The following is a 17,047-nucleotide window of genomic DNA, read 5'->3' as shown; positions in this document are numbered from 1 at the left end:
TGGGATCATTTAATTTTTTGGCCAATACAAATTACACAATAAAAGTCTGGACAAGTAATCCCAACAACGTAGCAGATACTGCCAATGCCAACGATACTCTTTCCGTGGTACGCACACCAGCTGTATCCGGCACCTTTACCATCAACAGCTCTCAGGCCACAGGTGGAACGAATTTTCAATCGTTTTCAGCCTTTGCGAGTTTTATAAATTCCAGGGGGGTATGTGGCCCTGTAGTGGTAAATGTGGCACCTAACTCAGGACCCTATTTGGAAAAAGTTTATTTTGGAAATATTTCCGGAACTTCTGCCTCTAATACAATCACTATTAACGGCAATGGCAATACCATAAATTACGTAAGTCCAGCATCCGCTGACCGGGTAACAGTAGAATTAGACGGCACAAAATACATGATATTGGACTCACTGACCATCCGAAGTGACCAGGGAGCTCAGGGATTCAGCATTCTGATGCGCAATCAGGCAGATTGGAACATCATCAGGCGGTGCTCCATAATTTCCAGTACCTCGTCCACCAGTACAGTATATGCAGGCTTGGCACTCTCCAACAGTAATACATCTGCCACTTCAGCCGGTAATAACGGAAACAACAACCTGATCGAACACAATGTATTCATCGGCGGGTATTACGCGATCAGTATGGTAGGTGGCTCCTCTACACAGCGTGCCACGGGCAATATCATCCGGAGAAATACAATGCGAGACTTTTACCTCTATGCTGTTTATGGACTTAATCAGGATAACTGGCAGATTTTCGGCAATACCATGAGTCGTCCGACGCGCACGACCATCAGCACATTTTATGGTGTGTATCTCGGCACCAGTGGCTCCGGAGTAAGAATTTATAACAATGAAATTTTTAATGCGCATGGTGCTGCACCCTACACCAATACATTTACCGCCTATCCAATTTGGATCAGTACGGCGGCCGGCACAGCTTCCAACCCCAACATTATAGCCAACAACCTGATTTACGATATCCAGACGAATGGTATTTACTACGGAATATACCTATCAGGTACGACGAATCATACACACATATACCACAATACTGTGGTGCTAAATACCACTTCTACATCCAGTAGTACCACACGCCTTATCTGGGTATCCGGTACTCCAACCGAAAATGTGGAAATCCGCAACAATCTGTTGTATCTCAGCAGACCAGGAACAGGTGAACGTTTCCTCACTTATCTGACGAGCAACACGGCAGTGATTCGCACCAGTAACAATGCATACTTCAAAGACCCTGCAGCCGGGATGACGCTACCAACCTTCTTTAGAGGTACGGCATTCAATACCCTGGCTGATTTTCAGGCGGCCGGTGCGGATTCAAACAGCGTATTTGCCAACCCTATGTTTATGAACATAAACAACAATTTCCGACCCACGGCAGCTTCGTTAAACAACATAGGGCGCAATCTCGGCAATCTGGTACCCTTTGATTTTGACAGTGTGATAAGAGCATTTATCCCTGATCCGGGGGTCTATGAATTTGGCCCAGCTACGTGCTCTGGTCCTTTTATGATCACAGTTGATAGCATCTTCCCTACGGGAGCCAAGCTCAGCTGGCAATCATTGGCTGACACATTTCAGATTCATTGGGGACCGGTTGGTTATACACCAGGTTCTACAGTTGGTACGCTGGTTTCAAACATTTTTTCAAAATCTCATACCCTCACCGGTTTGCCCATGAATACCTGTCTACATGTGTATGTGAGAGATGTATGTGGTAATTCCTTCAGCAACTGGATGGGTCCGGTACAGGTATGCACCCCGATACAAACCGATGCCCAGCTACTTCAAATTCTGGGATTTTCCAATTCTTTCTGCGGAAATTCCAACACACAGGTTCGTTTTGTCGTCAGAAACAACGGCTTCACTGCCATATCAAGTCTTCCATACAGCCTACAGATTACTGGTGACCTTACCCAGACGGTAAGTGGTACCTACACCAACAGCATAGCATCTGGAGCTACGGATACCGTCTCTGTAGCTACTTTAAATACGGTAAATGGGGGAATTGTACAGATCATAGGCTCTGTGCAACTCACTGGAGATCAAAATACCAGCAATGACACCATTCAGTTTGGTTCTGTCATCATACCCTTAGCTCCTCAAGCCTTGCCGGCTCAGGCATGTGCCAATGCCTCTTCGGCACAACTTATTGCCAAACCGTTTCCGGGCGTAGGCTACGAATGGTATAATGTGCCTACCGGCGGAACGCCCATCTCATTGAACGACACCCTTACTGTCACTAACTTCACGGCTACCTACTATCTGAAGTATCAGGACTTTAAAGACTCTCTGTTGGCTACCATAGCCGGAGGCAATTCACAGAGTGGAAATATGTTTGACGTCAATATTAAAGGCGGGCCGCTAAACATCACCGGTTTTACAGTTTCGCCCAATAGTACCGGAAGTATGACATTTGAAATTTATCATCGCCCTGGTACCCACGTAGGGTTTGAAAACTCAGCTACCGGTTGGACATTGCTGCAAGCCTTTACAGTGAATGTGTCGGTCGCCGGCCCGAATACCAAGCTGATGTTTACCAATCCGGTCACTCTACAGCCCGGTACACACGCTTTTTACGTAACCCGCACTACCGGCTCTGTCAATTATACCAACGGCACAGCAGTAGGAAACATCCTTTCTTCGCACCCAAGGATTGATATCCGAGAAGGCATCGGAAAAGCATATCCGTTCGGCACCACGTTTTCACCGAGAAATTTCAATGGCTACATCCATTTCGGCTCAGATGCGTGCTCTGACACACGTACACCTGTCAACATTTCAATTCAGAATCCTCCCACAGCTGCCTTCACCTACACCATCAGCAACTACACCGTAAGCTTCACCGGCACCTTCACCGATGCCGATTCGGTCTATTGGACTTTTGGCACAGCAGGCAGCAGCAGCCAGCAGAATCCCACCTTCACCTTCCCGCAAAACGGGGTGTATCCGGTCTGCGTCACGGCCTTCAACTCCTGCGGTACAGCCACCAAGTGCGACACGTTGAAATTCAGCATTGGTATCAACGAGATCGCCCTGCTAAACCGCCTGAAAGTCTATCCCAACCCGAATGCCGGAGTATTTGAGGTGACCTTCAGCGATGATGTAGCCGAGCTGCCGGTAGAATTGCTTGACCTTACCGGTAAGGTTGTATATCGCGCCACCTGGAAGAGTGCCGGAGGTAAGTTCCACGAGCGACTGGAGTTGCACACCTTGCCGGCCGGCACATATATGCTGCGCATCCACTCCACTGCTGGCCAGCTTACTCGAAAAGTGGTGGTTAAGAAGTAAACCAAAATCCATCAAATTTGCACAATAAAGCCCTCACTTCTGAGGGCTTTTCTATTCTCAATTTCAGAAGTCTGTCATGAAATAAATATCACTAATAAATTGGGGCGTACTGATTCTATCAAAAATTCTAAAATCTATTATAATTGACGTCTTCCAGATAAGGTGATTGCAATATCTTATGTTTGATCGACTAAATTTCTATGATAAGAATCAGACATAATGCAATTGTTATAACGGCTTATAATTCTCCTAATTAAAATGCAGGTTTTCTTGAGAGGACTAATTATCCCTCAATCAGACATAAAAATTTAAAAATTTTATAACAACTATTTTTCACTTCCCAATTCTTGATGCAGCAAGAATTTTTTTACGGTTTTTCCAAACGAAATTTTACACGCAAATTATTTGGACGACTGAAACAGAAATCTTCTATCTTTTGAGAATTCCTTGATGTTTGGCGCATTTCAGAATAGTCCTACAGATGTAAATCTCTTTTCCCAATTTAATATCCACCCTCGATATTCATACAGAATTGCTGAAAAAGTGTTTTATAATGTATATGCTGGATTAGGAACAGCTATCGTCATCAAAGAGAATACTTCTCCTCGCTTGTTTTTCACCCCTGGAGTGTAACTAAGAACACTTAATTCTTTAAACAAAATGCGGGAGATCGGAGTTCGCTTCAATCTCGATTTGGGTTCCGGTGACAAAAGATGGAAAAATTACGTTGGTATAATGTTAAGACTTTAGAATCTCTAAAAGAGCGGATCTACGTCTCTTTTTAAAAAACCCGGTTAAGTCTTACCTAAGGAGAATGCCGGGTTTTTTCATTTCTCCGCCAAAGCACCATGCTTCGGATTAGGCTGGCTACTATCGAGAGGACCAGTATCGACACTACGACCATCAATGACTCGAACGCATGTATGCCTAAAAGGTCAAAGTAGTGTTCGAAAACCAATTTTAAACCTATAAATATCAATAATATACCAAGGCCGTAAGTGAGATAGTGAAACAGATCGACCACCTTGGCCAGTAGAAAAAACAAACTCCTAAGCCCCAGGATAGCAAAAATATTGGAAAAGAACACAATATATGGATCTAACGTAATGGAAAATATGGCCGGCACACTGTCCACTGCAAAGATGATATCGCTGAATTCTACCATCAGCAATACAATGAACAGGGGTGTTACGTAAGTTTTTCTGTGGTCTGGATGGCGAAACATGAGCAGCGACTTTACGTTCCTTGGAAATACGTTAAGGTGTTTACTTGCCAGTTTTACCAAAGGATGACCTTCCGGGGTAATATCTTCATCTTCTTTTTTGCTGGTCAACACCTTAAAACCTGAATAAATTAAAAATGCACCAAACACATAAAGCAAAAAGTGAAACCGCTGTATCAACTCAGCACCCAGGAAAATAAACGTAAAGCGAAAAACTACAGCCCCCAGAATACCCCAGATCAATATGGTCTTGTAATCCCTTTTTCGGACACCAAAATTTCTGAAAATCAGTAAAATCACAAAGAGATTGTCAGCCGAAAGGCTGTATTCAATAAAGTAACCTGTCAGATACTCCAGTGCAATGAGATTTCGGTATCGCTGCAAAGCATCTTCGAAGCTTAGCCCTGTCACATCCAGTCTCTGTCGGTATTTTTCGGTGATGGCTATAATCTCTTCAACAGTCTCAGGATTATGAATCCAATGACCATAGAATTTAAGAAAATAATAAAATCCCATCGACAGGCCAAACCATGCGCTCGTCCAAAAAAGGGCCTCCCGAAAAGAAACTTCATGCTTATCGTGCTGGAATATACCTAAATCGAAAGCAAGGATTAGGAAAATAACCGCAAGAAATACGGCAAAAAAAATCTGTTCGCTCATACAGTACCCTGAGGCAAAAGTATTTATGCCCACACCTGATGAGGCTGTCTCAATCCCTTGATTTCTTTATAATTAATCGTTAATTCAGATTGATGAGCCACTTACGCGCATCTGACTCAACCACAACGACTGACTTTGAATAATTCAAAAGACGTTGAATGGTGGATTTTTTGGGCTTTTTTGAATTATTAGGTGATTTTTTTTGCGAAGGCGTAATAGTTTGTTGCATAGGCGCACATTTTATTTGTTAACTTGTTCTATAACGAGATACTGGTATCAAATATTTCAATAATCTCGGTTTAAATGTATTTTTTATGCTTTCTGAAGAAAGTTTAGTGTTTTTGGAAAAATTGCGGGAGAACAATCATAAAGATTGGTTTTCTCAGCATCGCAAGGACTATGAGCTCTATCGAAAAGAGTTGCTCACAGCCGCTGAATATATCCTGAAAGCTCTTAAAACAAACGACCATGAACTGGCAAATACAAAGCCCTCTCAATGCCTTTTCAGAATAAATCGCGACATTCGTTTTTCTGCTGATAAGCGACCCTACAAAACCCATGTTTCGCTTGGATTTGCTCCCGATGGTCGCAAAGGTGACCTTGCCGGTTACTACGTGCATTTCGACTTGGAAGAGAGCTTCGTAGGCGGAGGCGTATATATGCCCCCGGCTGAGGTGCTGAAGAAAATCCGCAACGATATTGACCTGTATTGGGATGAATTTTCAGACATTTTAAACAATCCAGCATTTAAAGCTATTTATTCTGATCTCGACTTTGAAGAGATGTGGACACTCACTCGACCGCCAAAAGGATATGAAGAAAACAATCCGGCCATCAAATATTTAAAGTTAAAATCCTTTACAGTTACACATCCGCTTAACTATAGCCAGTTATCTGATTCTGAAACGCTTCCAATGCTCATCGAGCATTTACTGCCGCTGAAAGATTTCGTCCATTTTCTCAACCGCGCCATATGCTCTGACGACGAACCAAACGTGATTTTAAAGCCTTTTTATAAAATCTGAAACATCATGTTTCCCTGGTCCTAATGTAAATTTGTTAAAACCTATTTGAATGGAACGTTACATTCTCACCACCCAGCAGAAAGCCCTTAAAATAAATCTTAACAGTCAGATTTACGGCACTTTTGCTGAGATAGGTGCGGGCCAGGAGGTGGTAAGGCACTTTTTCAGAGCAGGTGGAGCATCAGGTACCGTTGCTAAAGCAATGAGCGCCTACGACAAAGATTTCAGCGATGCTATTTACGGGCGTGAGCCCGACGGTCGATATGTAACTGAAAGCCGTCTTCGCAAAATGCTTGCTCAGGAATACAGACTCGTGGAGGAGCGTATCGACCGGTCTAAAAACCCGGATAAGTGTTTCTTTACCTATGCCAATACGGTAGCTACCATTGACTTTGCCAAACGCTACAAGGGCCATGGATGGATGGGCTGTAAATTTCAACTCACCCCCGACAGTCCGCCAAATGAAGTAATCTTCCATGTAAGGCTAAAGGAAAACGAGGCTGTGCTGCAGCAAGAGACCATCGGCATCATGGGAGTTAACCTCATATATGCATGCTTTCACATCATAAACGACCCGAATGAACTGCTGAAATCGCTCTACGACAACCTTTCGCGTGACAAGGTAGAGATCGACATGATTAATGTATCGGGTCCTGATTTCGAAGGTGTGGACAATCGTTTGCTTTCGCTGCAGCTAATCAAAAACGGCTTTACTGACGCAGTAATTTTTGGTCCAGATGGAAACAATCTTTTGCCGGCCGGCTTGTTGTACAAAAAGAATATCTTGGCATTGCGCGGAAGTTTTCGCCCCGTAACAAAGGTGAATATGGATATGATGAAAAAGGGCTATGAGTACTTCTTGCGCGATCCGAAGGTGAAAAAAGATAACGTAGAAGTGCTCTTCGAAATCACCCTAAACAACCTGCGCGCTGAAGGCGAAATCGATGAACAAGACTTTCTAGACAGAGCTGAGATATTGTGTTCGCTCGGATATAAGGTTTTAATTTCCAACTTTCAGGAGTATTACAAGCTCGTGCACTATTTCTCAGAATTTACAAAGGCGCGTATGGGCATAATTTTGGGAGTGTCGAGCTTAAAAGACGTATTTAACGAAAAGTACTACCGCTCTTTGCCCGGCGGAATTTTGGAAGCAATGGGAATCATGTTTTCACGTGATTTAAAAATTTACGTATACCCCTCAAAACCGACGGAAGACAGTCCCCTGGAAACTACTCAGAACATGTGGGTACACCCAAGGCTCAGGCCTCTGTTTGAATACCTCACATTTAATGGACGCATAAAAGACATAGAAACCTATGACCCAAACATTCTGCACATCTTTTCACCAAGAGTGTTAAGGATGATTAAAAAAGGCGAACCAGGATGGGGTGAAATGCTCCCAGAAGGCGTAGAGGAGATTATTCGTTCTAAGCATCTATTTGGTTATAAGGAAGTTGAGGCTCCGGCTGAGAATGTTTAAAAATTTTTACTTATGTCTTGCTCAAAAATGCATCAATCGTATATTTGCAGCCCGATTTGAGGAAAAATTGCCCGATCGTCTAATGGCAGGACTACGGATTTTGGTTCCGTCTGTGTTGGTTCGAATCCAGCTCGGGCAACCTTAATAACCCACCTTTTTTGGTGGGTATTTTTTTTTTTTACAGAAATTAAAAAGCCCCGGTTTTTACCGGGGCTTCTTTATTTTACAATATTAAATTGTAACTCTATAAATGGATTACTTCACCGTAGGCATCTGCCGTGGCTTCCATAATGGCCTCGCTCATAGTGGGATGGGGGTGTACTGACTTAATGATCTCGTGGCCTGTAGTCTCGAGTTTGCGAGCCACTACTGCTTCAGCAATCATTTCAGTTACATTGGCACCGATCATGTGGCATCCGAGAAATTCGCCGTATTTGGCGTCGAATATTACTTTCACAAATCCATCTTTATGACCTGCGGCCGAAGCTTTTCCGCTGGCTGAGAAGGGAAACTTACCTACGCGGATTTCATAGCCAGCTTCGCGAGCAGCTTTTTCGGTGTAACCTACGCTTGCAATCTCAGGTGAGCAGTAGGTACAGCCTGGTATGTTGTTGTAATTCAGTGGTTCAGGATTGTGGCCAGCAATTTTTTCTACGCAGATTATGCCTTCAGCCGAGGCCACATGAGCCAATGCCTGTCCAGGTACGCAGTCGCCTATGGCATAGTACCCAGGCACATTAGTTCGGTAAAATTGGTCAACGACGATTTTTCCTTTTTCGGTTTTAATGCCAACCTCTTCGAGACCAATGTTTTCGATGTTGGCAACGATGCCTACGGCTGAGAGGACGATGTCGCATTCAATTATCTCTTCTCCTTTTGGTGTTTTTACGGATACACGTACACCTTCGCCTGATGTGTTGGCCTTAGTAACTTCAGAGGAAGTGAGAATCCTGATGCCCATCTTTTTGAAAGAGCGCTCAAGAGCTTTAGAAATTTCTTCATCTTCCAGCGGTACGATGTTAGGCATGTATTCGACGATCGTTACATCGGTGCCCATAGCTGCATAAAAATAGGCAAACTCAACGCCGATGGCACCTGAACCCACTACAACCATTTTCTTAGGCTGTGAGGGCAAATTCATAGCTTCGCGGTAACCGATGATTTTTTTGCCATCTTGCGGCAGATTTGGCAATTCGCGGCTACGTCCACCGGTGGCTATGATGATGTGTTTGGCTGAATATTCAGACTTTTTGCCTTCTGCATCGGTTACTTCCAGTTTATTGCCTGGTTTTACCTTGCCGTAGCCCGAGATTACTGTAATCTTGTTTTTCTTCATGAGGAAGTTTACCCCGTTGCTCATACCGGCAGCTACCTGACGGCTGCGCTTGATTACCGATTCGAAGTTTGGCGTCGCTTCGCCGTGGATTTCAATACCGTAGTCTTTTGCGTGCTTTATGTATTCGAAAACGTTGGCACTTTTTAGCAAGGCTTTGGTAGGAATACAACCCCAGTTGAGACAGATACCGCCGAGCGATTCTTTTTCCACTACGGCTACCTTCATGCCCAGCTGCGATGCTCTGATGGCAGCCACATAGCCACCTGGTCCAGTGCCTAATACGATGAGGTCAAAGTTCATTTTTGTCAAATTAATAAATTAACCGTGCGAAAGTAATTTATAATCGCATGTGAGGCTATTAAACGGTTGGTTAAGTCGGTTGAGAAAAATGGGCATAATAGCTTAAAAAATAGAATTTGAAATTAATTAAATAGTTTATTTACAGTTTAGTGGAAGTTGGGAATTTCATCGAAACAAACTATGTTCGATACCCGTACCTTTGTAGTTGCTATTTTACTCGTTATGCACACTTCTACTGCAGCGTCTCACGAGATTGATTCCCAACTAAAACTTCCGCACGAGGAGCATTTCTCGGCTTTCAGGAAGCATATATTAGGATACAATACAACCCTGCAAACACCTTTTGGTGTAAAGCCCCTCTTATATGCTGATTGGATTGCCAGCGGTCGATTGTACCGGCCCATCGAAGAATGGCTGCTGAATGAAGTGGGGCCAATGGTAGCCAATACACACACCGAGACCAGTTATACAGGCGCTGTGATGACTCATGCTTATCATATGGCGCGCGAGCTCATCAAGCGCAGTGTAAACGCCGGACCTGAAGATGTACTCATAGCCGTAGGTACTGGAATGACGGCGGCTGTCAACAAGTTTCAGCGCATCCTGGGGATGAAGTACCCGGATTGTTTGAAAGATTACTTTTCAATACCCGATGAGGAACGTCCGGTCGTCTTCATCACCCACATGGAGCACCATAGCAATCAGACTTCTTGGCTCGAAACTATTGCGTATGTAGAGCTCATCAAGGCCGATGCCGATGGTTTGGTTGACCTCAATCACCTTGACGAATTGCTCGAAAAGCACAAGCACAGAAAATATAAATACGCGTCGGTAACCGGATGCAGCAATGTGACCGGTATTGAAACACCTTACTACGATATTGCCGAGCGCATGCACCGGGCCGGTGGCTGCTGTTTTGTGGACTTTGCCTGTTCAGGTCCGTATGTTGATATTGACATGCACCCGGCCGATCGCCCCTTAGCCTGGCTTGATGCCATCTTTCTGAGTCCTCATAAATTCCTGGGAGGGCCAGGAACTCCGGGTATCTTAATCTTCAATAAAAAATACTATCGACTTAAATCACCTGATATTCCTGGTGGTGGTACTGTCACTTGGACGAATCCCTGGGGTGGACACAGCTACTACGACGACATCGAAGTGCGCGAAGACGGCGGAACACCCGGATTTTTGCAACTACTCAAGGCAGCCAAAGCTTTTCAGCTGAAAGAAGAGCTACAGCCCGCAAAAATTCGAGAGCGAGAACATGCCATGGTCGAATACATCTTCGACCGCCTTGAGTGCGTACCAGGCCTACACATTCTAGCCGGCAACAATCGTGTTAGACTTGGAGCAATCTCTTTTTACATCGATGGATTGCACTACAATCTTGGTGTAAAACTGCTAAATGATTTGTATGGCATTCAGGTGCGTGGAGGTTGCAGTTGTGCTGGTACTTATGGGCACTACTTGCTCGGTGTAGATGAGGAAAAGTCGAAGATGATTACTGACCTAATTGATCGTGGAGACCTTACCTTAAAACCCGGATGGATTCGCTTGTCACTACATCCGGTAATGACGGCTGATGAGCTTCGCTACATAGCTGATGCTATTGAAGATGTGGCACTTAACTTTAGAAAATATCAGCAAGAGTACATTTATCACCCCTCTTCAAATACATTTACCCACAAAAGCGAGCAAGAAAGTGCCGAGCACCGTTTAGCGGCCAGATGGTTTAAATAAATGAGTATAAAATCCTCTGAATTGATTTATCTCGATTACGCATCGACTACACCGCTGTGTACGCCTGCAAAGGAGGCAATCGTCCAAGCGATGGAAAATTGGGGAAACCCCTCGAGTTTGCACAGCCTGGGAAGAAAAGCCAGGGCCCAAATGGAGCTCGCCCGGCGACAAATGGCCAATGTGCTCAATGTTTTACCAGCTGAATTGTACTTTACTTCCGGAGCTACTGAATCGGCCAACTGGGTGTTTTCCATGGCTTATAAAGCCGGTGTACACACCTTTGTCACTTCGCCAATTGAGCATAAAGCAACACTCGAGGCAGCTGCACATTGGCTACACGTAGGTGCCAGCATTCGGCATTTTCGGCTAACCCCCGAGGGAAATTATGATTTAAACCATCTCGATGAAGTGCTTTCTGAAATAAAAGGGCAGGCTTTGGTTGCACTGCTTTGGGTGCACAATGAGCTGGGCAACATCGCACTCGTTGGGGAGGTTTCAAATATCTGTCGCAAGCATAAGGCATTGCTTTTCATCGACGGTGTGCAAGCTATAGGAAAATATTCAACCGATCTTCATCAGGCCGATTTTGTTTCAGGTTCTGCCCATAAGTTTTATGGGCCTAAGGGCACGGGCTTTTTGTTTATCCACAAATCAGTTCAGAATAAATCGCCCTTGGTGGCCGGTGGAAGTCAGGAGCGAAGCCTGCGTGGTGGTACAGAGGCTGCTGTACTCATTCCTGCTATGGCCGCAGCACTCGAATACACCCATTGCTATGCTGAAGAAATGCTTGCTCGATTTGTGAAACTATCTTCTCATTTAATTGAATTGCTTGAGCCACTTCAACCCATTTTTAATGGACCTAAACCACTCTCAGAGGCTCATTACCCTGGCATTGTGAATATCTGTTTGCCTCAGGAATCAGATACTGGTCGATTGCTCTTTGCACTTGACTTGGAAGGAGTAGCAGTTTCAGCAGGTAGCGCCTGCAATAGCGGAAGTCTTAAGCCTTCGCATGTAATTAGCCATCTGTACCCCGATCGGATTTCAATGGCAAACCTGCGCATTTCACTGGGCATAAATACTACGGAAGAAGAAATTTCGCGTTTCGTACAGATTCTTACAGCTTGTCTTCCTCATTAATGTTGATAAGGCTGTAAAAGAGCAGACAGAGCAATACCTGTCGCAACCGCTACATTCAGCGAAGCAGTAGCCCCTTGCATGGGAATTTTTACTTCTACAGAGCAGAGTTTGCGCAGATCGGTAGCTATTCCGTTTTCTTCATTTCCCATCAATAAGGCGAAGGGCAATTTCACTTCCGTATTGTACAAAGATTGATTGGCTTTTTCTGTGCAAGCAATGGTGGAAAAACCGCTTTCGTTCAGAAAGCGCAAGGTATCGCGCAGGTTGTTTTCTCTGCAGATGGGTAAGCGCGCTAAGGCACCTGCTGAGGCCTTCATAGCATCGCTGTTTACAGAGGCACTCCCTTTTTTTGGAATAACTACTGCATGGGCTCCTAGGCACTCTGCTGTGCGAACTATTGAGCCGAAGTTTCGCACATCAGTGACACGATCTAGTATTACTAACACTGGTAGAATTCCCTCTGAAAGAAGCTGAGGTACCAGAATATCAACGCTTGTAAATTCCACCTCAGCAAGCCACGCTGCTACGTATTGGTGGTTTTTGTTTTTTAAAAAATGAAATTTTTCAGCTGGTACTTCTTGCACATAAATACCTCTGGCCTTGGCTTGCAGTTTTATTTCTTTTACAATAGGAAGATCATGCTGTTTTTTTACAATGATTTTATCAATGCTCTTGCCAGCTAATAAGGCTTCGAGTACCGGTCTAGAACCAAAAATAAGGGTATCGCTGGTATCTGAGTTGTTGGTCTCTTTCATCTTGTTCCCGCTTGATGTCTTTAATGGAATACACCCGTCCGTTGCGCCAGGCATCTACAGCTTGCCCCCATATAAAGCGATAGTTTTCATTGCGTTCCAAAACATAATAAAAGCCTGAAAAAGGCAACTTTGTTAGCGTGAATGTAAATCGATATTGTAAAGCACTGGAGTCGTCGCCATAAATCCACACTTCTCTGTCGGCATAGCGATACACGACATTTGGTGGGCCAAAAATTATGTAAATCATACCTCTATCTGTTTTCCATCCTTCTTTGAAGGAAGTAAAGAGTTCGTTGGCTCTTTGAACCCTGCTGTAATAGGCTTTTACCAGGTTTTTAGCTCTCTCAACACTGCCGGCGCGTGCCAGCCAAAACTGATCAGCCATGTACTTGATAGAATCAGGATGTGAGGCCTGTAAATCGGAGAATTCCTTTTGAGTAGTAAGATATCGAAGTGGCTCAACCAATTGATGTCGTTTGTTTACCAGCGGATAGTCATCATCACGAACTATTAAATAGTAGCCCTCCAGGGATGAAGTATCAGTCTGGAAAAGGTAGAACCCCGGTTTTTTAAAATGATAACATCCTGATAAATTATTAGTTGTGCCTGCAATTTTAAATTCATTCGTATAAATGATTTCCTGTTCAGCAGAAAAAGGTGGCAAGGCTATGGGGAAAGTTCCGTCAAAATGTTTTACAAAGACTCGTCTAGTAGTGTCAGAATTGTAATGAATACAAATTATATCGCCAGTAAATGCAGTGTATTTCAGATAGATATTTCCAAAAGTATCAACTGGTAAATAATAGTGGTATGAATTCTTTGATTTTCTATCGCTCAACAAAAAGTAAGGATATTCTAAATTTCGGTGTTCATCACGAACGGTTAAAACGATCAGAAATGTGGAAAATTCTGGTTTTTTATTTAATGTAATTGGAATTTTTCCTACAATATTGCCAAAATTCTCTGTTTTGACCTCACGTATTCGAAAACTGCCACTGTCGATTACAATCTGAGGTAGTTCGTAGTTGGGTATTACAGCATATTTAATCAGAATTTGGGATTCAAATTGTTGATTTTCAGAATTTCGAACATACAAAAACTCCTCTTTATTAAGTTGATAGTGTACGAGCAAAGAATCCTCATTAATGAGTTGGATAAAGAAATCAGGTCGTATTAATACTTCAGATGGCTGATATAAATAAGCAAAGTTGATGTTTGATAAAGTTGATTTTTTACTTCCACAGCTTGAAAATGAGAAAGTTATTAGGATAATTTTAAGTATAAAAATATTTAAGAAGCTGTTTCTGGCTTTTTGCATTGCTGGTCGGGCATTGCACCACAAAAGCCACACGGCTCGCCATCTTTGTTGAGGTATGGAGAATTGGATGCGCATGTACCAGCAAATTTACCATCTTTTTTCGCCCAGATTTTTATTGCAATACCGGCAAATCCAAGTCCAATTAAAATAAATGCCAACAAGAACAATTTCATCACTGAGATTTTTTACAAAAATAGCAATAAGTAACCGGGAAAATGGTGACGGTGAGGCTAATTATTTGGATTTTACATGACATTAACCTCTCGAGGGATATTGTGATTCAAAACTTTCCAAAAGACTTAATTTTGAAGAGATGAAGTTTTAAGCGTAATCGTAATCGTAGCAATTTTAGTCTTTCGGTCGTACTTCCATTCGGCTTTGATGTCGCTTACTTCGAGACTGCCACTGCGTTTTCTCTTTTTGATGGCTTTCTCCACCTGTGCAATGATGCTGTTTACATCGTGTATGTCCATACAGCCAGGGGCCAATAGCTCAAACCGACATGCCGAAAACCCCTTTCCTTCGCAGGATATGTCCGAATAGCACTCAGAGTGGCTTTCGCGTACGTCTTTGTATCCAAAAGGTCCTCCTTTTGTCAATTGGACGACCACTTTTGGTTCTGTGGCTTTTAATATGGTAGTAAATAAAAAGATCGAAATGGCAACTAATATTCTCATCGGGTACGTATTTCCAGTCAAATATAAATGTGTTTCAGACATAATTTTCACAACTCATCCCCCGCGTACTGCCTGAGCAGTTGCAGCACCTCAGCACCGAGCTGCCAGCGCTTTTCGTTGGCAACTATGACCGGCGTACTGGTAAACAGGGGCTTGAGTACCTGCTCGCGGGGCTCGTTGTACATCCATTCGGGGAACTGGCCCTTGATCCACACAACCCGAGAGGGGTCTATGCCCAGCTGCTTCACAAAACGCTCTTCCATCAGCTTGCTGCCGTTGGTGAGCAAAAAGTATCGGGCATCCTTGCGGGGAAACACGCACTTCTGGCAGTACAAGGGGTCGATAAATACATAGTGCTCTTCGCGACTAAGGCCCATGATGCGGTTGATGGGCATGATTTCCAGATAGAGATTATAAGCTGTGTCGGAATGAAAGCGAAGGAAGTTGTCTTTATACACTTCTACCCCTCGTGTATAGGCCATATGTGAGCGGTTGGGATTTTCGGCATAGGCCGAGGGCTCGCCGTACTCCTGGTACAGAAATGTGCGCTGCATCCACATCGAGTCAGGTTCTATACGCACGAAGTACACCCGGTGAGTGTCGTTGAGGATGGTACTCATCACAAATGCCTTTTCGTCATAGGGCAGCACCTTGTTAATTCGCCACATGGGCTGCTGGCGCTTGGCAATGCGCATATTGGTAGGAATGTCCATGTCTGGGTTGCGCGAAAGGTGATAAAAATAGGTTTTGATGCTGTCGTTGAGATATTTGTCTTCGTCGGGGTCGCGGTAGTAGTGTAAAGTATTGGTTTGGGTGTCGTACACGTGAAAGGAGAGGGCCATATTGCGCGCAGCTACGATGTAGCGCTCCCCAAGGAAGCGGATCTTCTCGCTGTTGAAATGGGTGTAGATCAGAAAGGAATCCACCGGAAAGGCTATGGTTCGGTCTTCATCGGGCAAATAGACCGACCAGAGCAGCTCAGGGGGATGGATGGAATAGGGGTGTGCATTGTACTCATTGGTAAAATATACTCGACCTTGTTTTGAAAGTCTTACATAATGTGGGGTAAAATCCTTAAATTTTTTTTCTTTTATTTTTCCTTTTGAATCAACAATGTAAAATTCAAATACATTCACATCTTTTGCATGGAAAAAGTAAAATGTATTATTCACATATATGAAGTTTCTTTTATTGAATTCATGCTTAAATATTTTATCATAAATCGACGTTAATTTTCCGTTGTTTAATGTCATAAATTTTACATGATTGTCGCGAAGTCTTGCCAAGAGAATTAATACATCATCATTAACTACAAAAAATTCTCTCACATCGAAAAATTCCTTTTTATAAAAACTATATTTTGTATTTAAGTCTATTTTTACTTGGCTAGATAGGAAATGAGTTACAAAAAATGCGTAAATAAAAAAAGTATATTTAAGTAATATTATAAAATAAATTTTCTTCGATTTAATCATAGAATATGCTCAGATTAATTATATATTTTTCATTGACTTCAAATATAATTGAACTTAATGTTCTATGTTTTGAGTGCGTTAATTTTATTTTAAAATACCCTGAGTACACGCTGTGTGTCCTCAGGGCTTAAATTAAGGAAATTGGTGCTTAATTAAAAATTTTTTTATAATTTATTCTATCAAGTCAATTGTGATGTCAACTGAATCACCTGAATCAACACTAATCCACCTTATCTCAGCATTATCCATAAGCTCTATGCCCTATAATCTACCCATTCGTATCTGATTTTCTACAAACTCAATTGCAATGTTTGCATAATATGCAAACCCGCACGGTGGTATCTGGAATCTGCAGGGTGAATTTCCCGGCCCCACACATTCTAAAGATGATGACTCACACCCATTGTGATGTTCTATAACAGATCCGAACCCATTTTTTCCACCGTTTTTCATGATAATGGTGACTTTGGGACGAGCATAAACATTTGCCATTAATAGCAAACAAGATACAATAAAAAGTTTTTTCATTGCTTAATAGATTTTGGTTAAGTACTACCCAAAAATAGAAAAAACACTTACTTATTTTTTTTTTTTTT

Annotated in this window: 13 protein-coding genes and 1 tRNA gene; 6 read left to right on the top strand and 8 right to left on the bottom strand. The window is 43.0% G+C overall.

The features are described from left to right. The first annotated feature begins 17 nt into the window (after nucleotides 1-17). Nucleotides 18-3,323 carry a T9SS type A sorting domain-containing protein gene (locus ACK4EX_RS01090; RefSeq protein WP_409768915.1) on the top strand — a complete coding sequence of 1,102 codons (3,306 nt, stop codon included), beginning with the start codon at nucleotides 18-20 and terminating at the stop codon, nucleotides 3,321-3,323. An 805-nt stretch (nucleotides 3,324-4,128) separates the two neighbouring features. Here ACK4EX_RS01090 and ACK4EX_RS01085 read toward each other — a convergent pair. After that, a complete protein-coding gene (locus ACK4EX_RS01085; protein ID WP_409768913.1) occupies nucleotides 4,129-5,205 on the bottom strand; it encodes a TerC/Alx family metal homeostasis membrane protein in 1,077 nt (358 codons plus the stop codon). 79 nt (nucleotides 5,206-5,284) lie between these two features. Next, a complete protein-coding gene (locus ACK4EX_RS01080; RefSeq protein ID WP_409768911.1) occupies nucleotides 5,285-5,434 on the bottom strand; it encodes a hypothetical protein in 150 nt (49 codons plus the stop codon). Nucleotides 5,435-5,519: 85 nt separating this feature from the next. Here ACK4EX_RS01080 and ACK4EX_RS01075 point away from each other — a divergent pair, with 85 nt between their 5' ends. The 3 genes from ACK4EX_RS01075 (at nucleotide 5,520) to ACK4EX_RS01065 (ending at nucleotide 7,849) form a co-directional block, all read left to right on the top strand. Beyond that, the gene (locus ACK4EX_RS01075) at nucleotides 5,520-6,230 is read left to right on the top strand and encodes a DUF2461 domain-containing protein (protein WP_409768909.1); all 711 of its coding nucleotides are present in this window, start codon (nucleotides 5,520-5,522) and stop codon (nucleotides 6,228-6,230) included. Nucleotides 6,231-6,279: 49 nt separating this feature from the next. Beyond that, nucleotides 6,280-7,710 (top strand): TonB-dependent receptor, encoded by a 1,431-nt coding sequence (locus ACK4EX_RS01070; protein ID WP_409768907.1) that lies wholly within the window; start codon nucleotides 6,280-6,282, stop codon nucleotides 7,708-7,710. 68 nt (nucleotides 7,711-7,778) lie between these two features. Further along, nucleotides 7,779-7,849, top strand: a tRNA-Gln gene (locus tag ACK4EX_RS01065). A gap of 105 nt (nucleotides 7,850-7,954) precedes the next feature. Here the strand turns inward: ACK4EX_RS01065 and lpdA are convergent. After that, the gene (gene lpdA / locus ACK4EX_RS01060; protein ID WP_409768905.1) at nucleotides 7,955-9,346 is read right to left on the bottom strand and encodes a dihydrolipoyl dehydrogenase; all 1,392 of its coding nucleotides are present in this window, start codon (nucleotides 9,344-9,346) and stop codon (nucleotides 7,955-7,957) included. A 180-nt stretch (nucleotides 9,347-9,526) separates the two neighbouring features. On the opposite strand from lpdA, the gene ACK4EX_RS01055 reads away from it, so the two are divergent. Beyond that, nucleotides 9,527-11,086 carry an aminotransferase class V-fold PLP-dependent enzyme gene (locus ACK4EX_RS01055; protein ID WP_409768903.1) on the top strand — a complete coding sequence of 520 codons (1,560 nt, stop codon included), beginning with the start codon at nucleotides 9,527-9,529 and terminating at the stop codon, nucleotides 11,084-11,086. Nucleotides 11,087-11,107: 21 nt separating this feature from the next. Further along, nucleotides 11,108-12,226, top strand: coding sequence for a cysteine desulfurase family protein (locus tag ACK4EX_RS01050; RefSeq protein WP_409768901.1), 1,119 nt, complete (start codon nucleotides 11,108-11,110; stop codon nucleotides 12,224-12,226). Here the strand turns inward: ACK4EX_RS01050 and rlmB are convergent. The 5 genes from rlmB to ACK4EX_RS01025 form a co-directional block, all read right to left on the bottom strand. Beyond that, complete coding sequence (gene rlmB / locus ACK4EX_RS01045; protein ID WP_409768899.1) at nucleotides 12,223-12,981, bottom strand: 23S rRNA (guanosine(2251)-2'-O)-methyltransferase RlmB; 759 nt, start codon at nucleotides 12,979-12,981, stop codon at nucleotides 12,223-12,225. The two genes, ACK4EX_RS01050 and rlmB, sit on opposite strands and share 4 nt — an antisense overlap. After that, the gene (locus tag ACK4EX_RS01040; protein ID WP_409768897.1) at nucleotides 12,929-14,299 is read right to left on the bottom strand and encodes a GWxTD domain-containing protein; all 1,371 of its coding nucleotides are present in this window, start codon (nucleotides 14,297-14,299) and stop codon (nucleotides 12,929-12,931) included. The genes rlmB and ACK4EX_RS01040 overlap by 53 nt, the downstream gene beginning before the upstream one ends. Further along, nucleotides 14,272-14,472, bottom strand: a complete 201-nt coding sequence (locus ACK4EX_RS01035) for a membrane or secreted protein (RefSeq protein ID WP_409769401.1) — start codon at nucleotides 14,470-14,472, stop codon at nucleotides 14,272-14,274. Before ACK4EX_RS01035 ends, ACK4EX_RS01040 begins: the two co-directional genes overlap by 28 nt. Before the next feature lie 126 nt (nucleotides 14,473-14,598). Then, complete coding sequence (locus ACK4EX_RS01030) at nucleotides 14,599-14,976, bottom strand: hypothetical protein (RefSeq protein WP_409768895.1); 378 nt, start codon at nucleotides 14,974-14,976, stop codon at nucleotides 14,599-14,601. 47 nt (nucleotides 14,977-15,023) lie between these two features. Then, nucleotides 15,024-16,148 (bottom strand): hypothetical protein, encoded by a 1,125-nt coding sequence (locus tag ACK4EX_RS01025; protein WP_409768893.1) that lies wholly within the window; start codon nucleotides 16,146-16,148, stop codon nucleotides 15,024-15,026. Between the last annotated feature and the right edge of the window lie 899 nt (nucleotides 16,149-17,047).

Origin of the sequence: Thermaurantimonas sp. (assembly GCF_046299575.1) — a bacterium.
Lineage (GTDB): Bacteria > Bacteroidota > Bacteroidia > Flavobacteriales > Schleiferiaceae > Thermaurantimonas.
This window is presented reverse-complemented; position numbering and strand designations above follow the sequence as displayed.

Bases quoted from the DNA above. Each gene is read 5' to 3' on its own strand.
- ACK4EX_RS01030 (WP_409768895.1), bottom strand. From the start codon at position 14,976: ATGAGAATATTAGTTGCCATTTCGATCTTTTTATTTACTACCATATTA.
- ACK4EX_RS01035 (WP_409769401.1), bottom strand. From the start codon at position 14,472: ATGAAATTGTTCTTGTTGGCATTTATTTTAATTGGACTTGGATTTGCC.
- ACK4EX_RS01055 (WP_409768903.1), top strand. From the start codon at position 9,527: ATGTTCGATACCCGTACCTTTGTAGTTGCTATTTTACTCGTTATGCAC.
- ACK4EX_RS01075 (WP_409768909.1), top strand. From the start codon at position 5,520: ATGCTTTCTGAAGAAAGTTTAGTGTTTTTGGAAAAATTGCGGGAGAAC.
- lpdA (WP_409768905.1), bottom strand. From the start codon at position 9,346: ATGAACTTTGACCTCATCGTATTAGGCACTGGACCAGGTGGCTATGTG.
- ACK4EX_RS01040 (WP_409768897.1), bottom strand. From the start codon at position 14,299: ATGCAAAAAGCCAGAAACAGCTTCTTAAATATTTTTATACTTAAAATT.
- ACK4EX_RS01070 (WP_409768907.1), top strand. From the start codon at position 6,280: ATGGAACGTTACATTCTCACCACCCAGCAGAAAGCCCTTAAAATAAAT.
- ACK4EX_RS01080 (WP_409768911.1), bottom strand. From the start codon at position 5,434: ATGCAACAAACTATTACGCCTTCGCAAAAAAAATCACCTAATAATTCA.
- rlmB (WP_409768899.1), bottom strand. From the start codon at position 12,981: ATGAAAGAGACCAACAACTCAGATACCAGCGATACCCTTATTTTTGGT.
- ACK4EX_RS01085 (WP_409768913.1), bottom strand. From the start codon at position 5,205: ATGAGCGAACAGATTTTTTTTGCCGTATTTCTTGCGGTTATTTTCCTA.